The sequence below is a fragment of the Cupriavidus sp. U2 genome (assembly GCF_009663685.2).
Classification (GTDB): domain Bacteria; phylum Pseudomonadota; class Gammaproteobacteria; order Burkholderiales; family Burkholderiaceae; genus Cupriavidus; species Cupriavidus necator_C.
Window position 1 is genome coordinate 41,122 of record NZ_RCOG02000034.1, and the last position, 6,369, is coordinate 47,490.

Consider the following 6,369-nt stretch of genomic DNA (forward strand, 5'->3'; position numbering starts at 1 on the left):
CATGATCAAACGCCGTGAGTGGATGAAAGCCGCGGGATTTGCCACCTTATCGCTCGGCACTGTAAGAAGCGTCAAAGCCCAACCGGTACCAAAATTACTCAAGATCATCAACGGCTTCCCACCCGGAGGAGTCGTCGATGCGGTTGCACGCCGGGTGGCAGAAGGATTGGCGGTGACGGAACCCGGGGTTAACGTGATCGTTGACAACCGTGTCGGAGCGGGTGGGCGGATAGCTGTGTCCGCCGTCAAGGCAGCCGTCGACGATGGCAGCACCTTGTTGTTCACACCAGACGCCGTGCTGTCCTTGTACCCTTTCGTCTACAGCAAGTTGGACTACGATCCGTTCGCGGATCTGGCTCCCGTAGCCACCGTAGCCACTACGACTGACGCCCTTGCGCTGGGTCCCTTGGTACCGCCTTCCGTGCGTGGGCTCCGGGATTTCCTGGCCTGGGCCAAGGAGCACCCTGAACACGCAAGTTTCGGATCTCCCGGTACCGGTACACCATTGCATCTCTTGGGGGCGCTGGTAGCCAAGGAGGCTGGCGTCTATCTCAGGCACGTGGCTTATCGTGGCGCCGCGCCTGGAGTTACCGATCTGATCGGTGGGCAGATTGCATGCATGGCTGCGCCTACGGGGACGTTCTTGTCTTTCCAAAAGGCGGGGAAATTGCGCATCATCGCAACCTCTGGGCCGCAGCGAACACCCTTCACGCCCGACACTCCCACATTTGCAGAGCAAAAGTTCGGTGCAGACTACCCCGCTGGCGATCAGTGGCTCGGCTTTTTTGCTCCATCAGGCGTTTCGCCCCAAACCGTTTCACGCCTTCATCAAATGGTTGCCGAAGCCGTCAATCGCAAGGCGGTTGCGGAGGCTCTTGCCTCCCTGGGCTTGGTAGCACACAGCTTAACGCCGCAGGCCATGGCGTCCAGCCTGCGAAAACAACATGAAAAGTGGTGGGAAGTTGTCAGACGCGTGGGCTTCACCGCCGAGTCTTGAGATGCCATTAACCTCTCGTTTCATCCGCCCACTTTCGCGGCACGCAGTGCTTCGATCTGCTCCTCCAGCGGGCCCCAAACGGGCGAACTCGACATTGCCGCAGTGCTTGCACGCATCGAGCACCGCCGCACGCTTGTCCGTCAGGACCTGGGCTTCCCAGCGCTCGTTGAAATTGCCGACCTTCTGGGCACCTGGCGCAGTTGAATCGGGCTAACTGTCATGACCCTGGCGGGTCACCCTGGATGATGGAAGACACTGTGGGCGTGCAGGCCAGCACGGGTAGAGGTCGGTCAATTCTTTGATGGCACTCGACCGCGATCGCTAACTTGCCCCGTTGCCGACCACTCCTACCCAGTCGGCCCTGAACAACTCGTTTTAGCCGCGAGCCAGCGCGGAGCGGCGCGAAGTCAAGGCGGTGAGCGGCGATGTTGACGTGGGTGCCGGCAAGGCCAGCGTGGCGGTCATGGCGATCAGTCCGAGCAAGGCGCAATAAAGCACCCGCAGGTGCCGCAGGATCATCCGCAAGTTGTGCCCGGCGCCGCACAGCAGAGCGTGCAGCGCGTCGCCACCCGCGCCCTTGAGCCAGTTCTTGCCCAGTAGGCCGTCGGCCTTCATGTGTCCGATCATGGGCTCGACCACCTGACGCCGCTTGAGCAGCTTCTTCAGCCGCTTGGGCAACTTGCGCGTATGACTGATCAGCAGTCGCGCCCAACACGCGGGCTCGACACCGCGGTAGCCACGGTCGGCCAGCGCGATCTTGGGTGTGTGGCCGGTGAGGATCTCGACCAGCTCGAGCTGGCTGTCCACCGTGTGGCCGTCATACGGGTTGCCGGGCATGGAGCGCATGCCCACCACCAGGCCCTCTTTGGCCGTCACTGCGATGGACACTTTCACGCCGAACTCGTAGGGCGTTCTGGCTTTGCCCTTGGCGATGCACTCTGCCTCGGGCGCGTGCAGCGCATACAGCTTGTTCTTGTCGCCGCGCTTTTGCGCGTGCAGTCGAGTGGCGATGTCGAGTTTGGCCTTCAGCCCAGCTCCGATCTCACCGGCCTTGCGTTGCACGTCGCGGATGACCCGGCCCAGCCAAGTCCTCAGCTTCCTGATCTCGCGCTGCATGCGCCGGTACTGCTTGGCATGGGCGTAGCGGCCGGCCTGGTGCTCGGCAGCCTTGCCGACCCGGGCGTAGCTCTGGCGCAGGTCGATCCGGGGTCTCCTCGTTTTCAGTGCAATAAGTGACGGTACGCAAAGCTAGCACTGGCGCGGGGGTGGTCTGGGTAGACCGTTGATTTCATTGACTTTCCTGTTCGCTTTGTAAACGGGTATGGTGGCCTCCCACTTTTGAGGTTCACGATGCAGGGTTGGCACACAACGTTTTTGGGGATGCGTGGGCTCCCCCGCGATATCAGCGACTTCGAGATGAAGGCATTTTTCACCTTCGATGGTGCCGAGCGCGACGCAATCAATGCACGCCGAGGTGATTCCCACAAGCTTGGTCTGGCGCTCCATATTGGTTTCCTGCGCATGAGTGGGCGTTTGCTCGGTGCCTTTCGGGTAATTCCAGTAGCCTTGTGGCGCCACCTTGGCAACGAGCTTGGCATTGCAGCACCAGAAGTCGCCTCGCTGAGAGCCATGTATGAACGCGGGCGCACGCTATTCGATCACCAACAAGTAGCCTGCACGGTCCTTGGATTCCAGTGGATGAGCGAGCACCAGCGCCGCTCACTGGTACGTGAACTGCGCGACGAAGTGGCGCGCTGCGCCGACCGCGATCAGCTACTCGTGCGGGCGCGTCAATGGCTGTACAAGAACAAGCTGGTGATCGTGCACGAGCGGGCAATTCGGACACTGATTGCGGCGGCACTTGCCCAGCTTGAAGTTGAAACAGGCACCGCCATCGCCGCCAGCGTTGATCCAGCAACACTTGATCGCTGGCGAGCCTCAGTTTCAGAGCTGCGCCCAGATGGACAAACCCAGCAGAGTTGGCTATGGGCTGCACCGGCGAAACACTCAACCCGCCAAATCAGCGAGGTACTGGAGCGCATCGACCTGCTTTACACGCTGGACGTTCATAAGCACCTGGCAGACATCCCCGATCTCATCTTGCGCCGCTACGCGCGCCGACTTGTCTCCAGGCCGCCCTCAGCCGGAGCCAAGATCAAAGAGCCAGCGCGCACCGTGGAGGTCGCATGCTTTCTTCGGTATTGCCTGTTCACCACCACAGACCAGTTGATCCTTATGGTGCAGCGCCGGATCGCCGATCTGTGGCGTCAGGCTGCCGCCGATGTCCCCGCTACCGTCAATTGGGCCGCAATGTACAAAACGCTGCTCGGCGAACTTGTTGCCTTGAGCGCGCAAGGTGCGGTGCCAGATGCTGAGTTGCGTGCCCGTCTTGAAGCCTTGATCACCGAAACCCAGAAACGCAAACCACCGAGCAGGGCCTCCCTGGTCCGCGAGGGATTGATTGATGGAATTCGCCCCGTGCGGTCGTTGCTCGTCGCCATTGCAAAGCTGCCCTGGCAGGCCACCGGCGAGCATCCTGCCATCGAGTACCTTGCCAAGCTGCAAGCTTTATATCTCAAAGGATCCAGAAAGCTGCCAGTTGAAGTGGTGGCACCAAGTCTGGGAATGATCTGGCAGGTTTCGATCTCCAGCCCAGACCGGGAACGGGCGTTTCAGGCGTTGGAGGTGGCCACCCTGTTTGCCCTGCGCCGCGCGGTGCGCAATGGCTCGGTCTGGATTGAGCACAGCCTGAGCTTTCGGGGTCGTGCGCGCTTGTTCTTCACGGACGAGCGTTGGCAGGCAGAGTCCAAGAAACACTATGCCCGTCTATCGTTACCCAGCAAGGCTGCCACTTTCTTGAAGCCTTTGCTGGCCAGAGTAACTGCCGGTGTCGATGCGGTGGCCGCTGCAGCCCGCAGTGGCGTACTGCGCGTGGATGATGAACTCCATTTGTCGCCATTGCCCGCAGAGGACGAAGACCCAGAAGTGACCAAGCTGCGCGCGGCTTTGGATCACCGCATCGGTGAGGTTCAATTGCCGGAAGTGATTCTGGCCGTTGACGCCCAGGTGCGCTTTAGCTGGATCATGCTCGGACGTGAGCCGCGCTCTACCGACGAGCTGCTGATGGTCTATGCCGGCATCATGGCCCACGGCACCAGTCTGACTGCGGTCGAATGCGCGCGCATGATTCCGCAATTGTCTGCCACCAGCATTCGCCAGGCCATGCGCTGGGCGCGGGACGAACGGCGTCTGAGCCAGGCCTGCCAGGCTGTGCTGGAATTCATGCAGCGACACCCGATTGCCGCCACCTGGGGGCGGTCCGATTTGGCATCTTCTGACATGATGAGCATGGAGACCACCAAACGGGTGTGGCAAGCCCGGCTTGATCCTCGGCGCAACACACCTTCCATTGGAATCTACTCCCATGTAAAAGACCGGTGGGGCATCTTCCATGCGCAGCCCTTTGTGCTCAATGAGCGCCAGGCGGGCGTGGCCATTGAAGGTGTCATCCGCCAAGAAAAGCTGGAGACCAGCCAGCTTGCTGTGGATACCCATGGCTACACCGACTTTGCCATGTCACATGCCCGTTTGCTTGGTTTTGATCTTTGCCCGCGGTTGAAGGAACTCAAACAGCGCCACCTCTTTGTGCCACGCGGCACCAAAGTGCCCGCAGAAATCGCTGCGGTGTGCGAAGCCAATGTCGACGTCGCTTTGATCGAAAAGCATTGGGATAGTCTGGTGCACCTGGCAGCCTCGGTCATGAGCGGACATGCCAGTGCGGTGGCAGCTCTTGCGCGGTTCGGTTCTGCCGCCCAGGGCGATCCAATCTATGAGGCTGGCGTGCAATTGGGGCGGTTGCTGCGTACGGCGTTTTTGGCTGACTACTTTGTCAAGGACGCTTTCAGGAACGAGTTGCGCCGGGTGCTCAATCGGGGCGAGGCTGTTAACGCCCTCAAGCGCGCCATTTATACCGGCCGGATCAGCCCGGCGCAGGCCAAACGTGTCGATGAAATGCAGGCTGTGGCCGATGCGTTGAGCCTGATGGCCAACATCGTGATGGCGTGGAATACCTCACAGATGCAGGCGGTCCTGGATCGCTGGTCGAACCGCCGCCAGGTCATTCCACCGGAACTGATCGGGAAGATTGCGCCCACCAGGCTGGAGAGCATCAACTTGCGGGGTGTGTTTCGCTTCCCGGTTGACCGCTATGCTGACCAAATCCTGCCTTCGCGGCCAAATGCATCGATAACTGGCACCAATGGATGAAACCGACCACGGTTTGACGCCACGAATCGCAGATTTGAAAGTGAACAGGAAAGTCAATGAAATCAACGATCTACCAACACCACCTCCGCGCCAGTGCTAGCTTTTCGTACCGTCACTTATTGCACTGAAAACGAGGAGACCCCGATCCCAGCGTCTTGCGCAGCCTCGACGAGTTGCTCACGCGCGCGGTTGAGCAGCCGGCTGTCGGTCGGGTGGGCGATGGCCTTGGGCTGCACCGTGGTGTCCAGCACCACATGCTCCAGGCTCTGGCGCTTGATCACTCCGCCCTTGCGTGCAGCTTCGATGGAATGGGCCAGCAGCCACTCGCAGCCGGCCTCGCCAATGCGCTGGCGCCAGCGCACCAAGCTGGAGGGATCGCAGGGCAGCTCGTGCTGGAAGTACCGCTCACCACTGAAGTGCTGCCAGTACGGGTTTTCTCGCCAGCCCTCACACACGTCCTCGTCGCTGAGTGCGTACACGTGCTTGAGGTACAGCAGAGCGGCCATCAGCCGCGTGGGCAGAGCCGGCCGGCCCGTGGTTGAGACGAACTCCGGACTCCATTCGGCTTCAAACGCCTGCCAGTCGATCAGTGCCGCCAAGCGAACCAGCTCGTGACGCTGGTTGATCAGGTTCAGCAGCTCGCTGCGGAACAAGTCGTGATCGGCGCGTTCGTCGGCTGGCTTCGGACCCATCAACACCTCGATGCAGTTTGCAAGGAATTGATATCAATTCGACCTGAACCCTGCAAACCACACCATCGGCATTCACCCCGAAAGCTCAGTGTTCATGCGGGTTAGCGGAAATACTGTTCAGATACGAAGCACCGGCACTGGCTGATGCCGCAAATGGAGCGCTGCGCCGCGATGCCGAACATTGAAGTTGCTCATCTTGCGCTTGACGCCGCGCGGGTTCAGGCGCCCACGACTGCTCACGCAGCGCCCGCGCGCGATCTCGGCCAGCAGGGCCTCGCGCCAGGCAGGCAAACGCTCAGGGGGAAACGGCCGCAGCTTGCGGCATCTTGCGCTTGATCACGCGCACGGCGTGCATGAAGCTCAGGCGATCCGGATCGAGTTCGCGCGCCCAGGCCGCCTGCGCCATCAACTGGC

The 6,369-nt window shown here is 60.8% G+C and carries 3 protein-coding genes and 1 pseudogene; 2 read left to right on the forward strand and 2 right to left on the reverse strand.

All coding sequences use genetic code 11. The features are described from left to right. Position 1: 1 nt before the first annotated feature. Complete coding sequence (locus D9X30_RS28815; RefSeq protein ID WP_026437511.1) at positions 2–997, forward strand: tripartite tricarboxylate transporter substrate-binding protein; 996 nt, start codon at positions 2–4, stop codon at positions 995–997. Between the two features lie 375 nt (positions 998–1,372). On the opposite strand, the gene D9X30_RS28820 is transcribed toward D9X30_RS28815, so the two are convergent. Continuing rightward, positions 1,373–2,113: a transposase gene (locus tag D9X30_RS28820; RefSeq protein WP_153950176.1), complete on the reverse strand. Its 741-nt coding sequence runs from the start codon at positions 2,111–2,113 to the stop codon at positions 1,373–1,375. A 234-nt stretch (positions 2,114–2,347) separates the two neighbouring features. Between D9X30_RS28820 and D9X30_RS28825 the strand changes: the two genes are divergently transcribed. After that, the gene (locus D9X30_RS28825) at positions 2,348–5,263 is read left to right on the forward strand and encodes a Tn3-like element IS1071 family transposase (RefSeq protein WP_003049965.1); all 2,916 of its coding nucleotides are present in this window, start codon (positions 2,348–2,350) and stop codon (positions 5,261–5,263) included. A 152-nt stretch (positions 5,264–5,415) separates the two neighbouring features. On the opposite strand, the pseudogene D9X30_RS28830 reads toward D9X30_RS28825, so the two are convergent. After that, a pseudogene (locus tag D9X30_RS28830) lies at positions 5,416–5,955 on the reverse strand (transposase); the annotation flags it as partial. Between the last annotated feature and the right edge of the window lie 414 nt (positions 5,956–6,369).

What these genes read in the sequence shown, in the direction of transcription:
- D9X30_RS28815 (WP_026437511.1), top strand. Translation starts at nt 2, where the DNA reads ATGATCAAACGCCGTGAGTGGATGAAAGCCGCGGGATTTGCCACCTTA.
- D9X30_RS28820 (WP_153950176.1), bottom strand. Translation starts at nt 2,113, where the DNA reads ATGCAGCGCGAGATCAGGAAGCTGAGGACTTGGCTGGGCCGGGTCATC.
- D9X30_RS28825 (WP_003049965.1), top strand. Translation starts at nt 2,348, where the DNA reads ATGCAGGGTTGGCACACAACGTTTTTGGGGATGCGTGGGCTCCCCCGC.